This window comes from Streptomyces sp. NPDC059853, from assembly GCF_042731495.1.
GTDB lineage: Bacteria > Actinomycetota > Actinomycetes > Streptomycetales > Streptomycetaceae > Streptomyces.
Map to the genome: position 1 here is coordinate 1 of NZ_JBHWJL010000431.1, position 3138 is coordinate 3138.

At 72.4% G+C, this 3138-nt stretch carries 4 protein-coding genes; 1 reads left to right on the forward strand and 3 read right to left on the reverse strand.

Annotated elements, in window-relative coordinates; all coding sequences use genetic code 11:
- The 3 genes from ACFV5N_RS26250 to ACFV5N_RS26260 form a co-directional block, all read right to left on the reverse strand.
- On the reverse strand, positions 1-306 hold a 306-nt coding region (locus ACFV5N_RS26250), incomplete at its 3' end, for a GntR family transcriptional regulator (RefSeq protein WP_385604551.1).
- Between the two features lie 34 nt (positions 307-340).
- Positions 341-1387: a Gfo/Idh/MocA family protein gene (locus ACFV5N_RS26255; RefSeq protein WP_385604554.1), complete on the reverse strand. Its 1047-nt coding sequence runs from the start codon at positions 1385-1387 to the stop codon at positions 341-343.
- 31 nt (positions 1388-1418) lie between these two features.
- Positions 1419-2315 carry a sugar phosphate isomerase/epimerase family protein gene (locus ACFV5N_RS26260; protein WP_385604557.1) on the reverse strand — a complete coding sequence of 299 codons (897 nt, stop codon included), beginning with the start codon at positions 2313-2315 and terminating at the stop codon, positions 1419-1421.
- Between the two features lie 177 nt (positions 2316-2492).
- Between ACFV5N_RS26260 and ACFV5N_RS26265 the strand changes: the two genes are divergently transcribed.
- The coding region (locus tag ACFV5N_RS26265; protein ID WP_385604560.1) for a PfkB family carbohydrate kinase at positions 2493-3138 on the forward strand (646 nt) is incomplete at its 3' end.

Genomic DNA, 3138 nt, shown 5'->3' on the forward strand with positions numbered 1-3138 from the left:
CCGCTGGCCCGCGCTCTCCAGATCGTCGTAGAGGCTGCTCAGTTCGAGGGGGCGGCGGACCCGGCTGTGCACCACCTGGGTGCCGACGCCGCGGCGGCGCACCAGCAGGCCCTTGTCGACCAGGACCTGGATCGCCTGCCGGACGGTGGGGCGGGAGAGCCCGAGCCGTCCGGCGAGGTCGATCTCGTTGCCGAGGAGGGTGCCGGGCAGCAACTCACCGTGTTCGATGGCGGCTTCGAGTTGCTGGGACAGCTGGAAGTACAGCGGTACCGGACTGCCTCGGTCGATGCTGAACGTCAGGTCCACCCCGGGTCACCCTCTTCTGAACACCGCGCTCCGGTCAGTTTGTCCGGACATACGATACTGGGCTGTAGAAGGCCGGCCGCTCGGCCATCTCCACGGGCGTGCGCACCCCGCTGCGCTGCGCCGCCACCCCGGCCGCGCACACCGCCGCCGCCGCGTACCCGTCCCAGGCGCTGGGGCCGGTGACCCGCCCGGCGCGGGTGGCGTCCACCCACTCCCGCAGCTGCCGGTCGTACGCGTCGGCGAACCGCACGATGAAGTCGTCCGCGATCTCCCCGCCCCACCGCCCCGCGGTGTTGGTGAGCAGCCCGTGCGCGTCGCCGATGCGGGCCGTGCCCCGCTCGCACACCGCCTCGGCCTGCACCTGGTAGCCGAAGCCGCAGTTGACGAAGATCTCCACGTCCACCAGGGCGCCGCCACTGGTCTCGAAGATCACCAGCTGCGGATCGCCGAGCCCGTCCGGGGCCCCCGAGGAGGGGACGGGCCGCAGTACCGTGACGGCGGTCAGCTCCTGCTCCAGCAGCCAGCGGGCGGCGTCCATCTCGTGCACCACCGAGTCACTGATCAGCATCTCGGTGGTGAACAGCGGGTGCGAGACGGTGTTGCGGTGCCGGCAGTGCAGCATCAGCGGCCTGCCGTACCGCCCTTCGGCCAGCAGCCGCTTCAACTGCGTGTACTCGTGGTCGTACCGGCGCATGAAGCCCACCTGGATCCGCCGGTGGCCCAGCGCCTGCTCGGCTGCCATCACCCGCAGCGCGGCCTCCGGGTCGGGGGTGAGCGGCTTCTCGCACAGCACCGGCAGATCGCGTTCCAGCGCGGCGAGCAGCTGCGCCTCGTGCGCGGCGCCCGGGGAGGCGATGAGGACGGCGCCCACCCCGGGGGCGTCCATGGCGGCTGCGGGGTCGGTGTGCGCGGTGCAGCCGGGTCCGGCCGTGCCCGCCACCTCCTTGGCGCGGCCCTCGTCCACGTCCGCGACGGCGGCGACGTACGCGCCGCTGATGACCCGGTCGATGCGCCGTACGTGGTCGGCGCCCATCCGGCCGGTGCCGATGACGGCGATGCCCAGCGGGTTCTCAGTGTTCACGGGGAGCCTTTCTCCGTTCTGCGGTGCGCCCTCACGCCCCGCAGGAGCGCAGGTAGCGGCGGGTGCGGGTGGCGATCGGCAGCGGCTGGTCGGGCGGGCACGGGTACATGTCCTGCTCGACGATCGCGAACAGATCGACCCCCAGGCCCTGGGCGGCGGCCAGCACGGGCGGCAGGTCCGGCAGTCCGCGCGGTGGTTCGCACATCACGCCGCTGGCCACGGCCGGGCCGAACGGGGTGCCGTCGCGGCGCACCTCGGCCAGTATCGCCGGGTCCACCTGCTTGAGGTGCAGATAGCCGAGCCGCTCCCCGTAGGTCTTGATGAGCCGGACGCTGTCGCCGCCGCAGTAGGCGTAGTGGCCGGTGTCCAGGCAGAGGCCGACGGCGGCCGGGTCGGTGGCGTCCAGGAAGCGGGTGACGTGCTCCTCGGTGTCCAGATGGGTGTCGGCGTGCGGGTGGACGACGATGGACAGCCCGTACCGTTCGCGCACCTCGCGGCCCAGCCGCTCGGTGCCCTCGGTCAGATCGCGGAACTGATGGGGGCTCAGTTTCTCCGGGTCGGTGCGCTCGCCGGTCACCGGGTCGCGCCAGAACTCGGGGATGACCACCAGGTGCCGCGCGCCCATCGCGGCGGTCAGCGAGGCCACCTTCGCGACGTGCTCCCAGGTGGCGTCCCACACGGCCGGGCCGCGGTGCAGGGCGGTGAAGACGGTGCCGGCCGAGACGGTGAGCCGGCGGCGGTCCAGCTCGTCCCGCAACCGGGCCGGGTCGGTGGGCAGATAGCCGTACGGGCCGAGTTCGATCCAGCGGTAGCCGGCCTCGGCCACCTCGTCGAGGAAACGCTGCCAGGGGGTCTGCTGCGGATCATCGGGGAACCAGACACCCCAGGAGTCGGGGGCGGATCCGATGCGGATGCGGTCGAGGTCCATGCACACGCCTGCCTTCCAACGTCGTCCACGTCGTTGCGTCCACGCCGGTAACGACCGTACCCCCGGGGGAGTATGGATGTCATTATGTAAAGACAAACCATTGACAGGCGGTCCCGCCCGGTCTACATCTGAGAGGCGATCGGCGCGCTCGGCGGCAACCGGAAGGGGCGGTTCGGCATGGCCATGGACCTCATCACGATGGGCCGCATCGGGGTGGACCTCTACCCCCTGCGGACCGGCGTCCCGCTCTCCGAGGTCGAGACCTTCGGCCGGTTCCTCGGCGGCTCCGCCACCAATGTGGCCGTCGCCGCCGCCCGGCTCGGCCGGCGCACCGCCGTCATCAGCCGCACCGGCGCCGACCCGTTCGGCGACTTCTGCCACCGGGCGCTGCGGGAGTTCGGGGTGGACGACCGCTGGGTGACGCCGGTGGCCGCCTACCCCACCCCCCTCACCTTCTGCGAGCTCTTCCCGCCCGACGACTTCCCGCTCTACTTCTACCGGCGGCCCAAGGCCCCCGATCTCGTCATCCACCCCGGCGAACTCGACCTCGCGGCCGTCGCCGCCGCCCGGATCTTCTGGGTGACCGGCACCGGGCTGAGCGAGGAACCCAGCCGCACCGCCACCCTGGCCGCGCTCGCCGCCCGCGACCCGGGACGGGAGGAGCGGGTCGCCACCGTCTTCGACCTCGACTGGCGCCCCATGTTCTGGCGCGACCCCGACCAGGCCCGCCCGTACTACGCCGAGGCCCTGCGGCATGCCTCGGTGGCCGTCGGCAACCTCGACGAGTGCGAGGTCGCCACCGGTGTCCGCGAGCCCGAGGCGC

Bases quoted from the DNA above. Each gene is read 5' to 3' on its own strand.
- ACFV5N_RS26260 (WP_385604557.1), bottom strand. From the start codon at position 2,315: ATGGACCTCGACCGCATCCGCATCGGATCCGCCCCCGACTCCTGGGGT.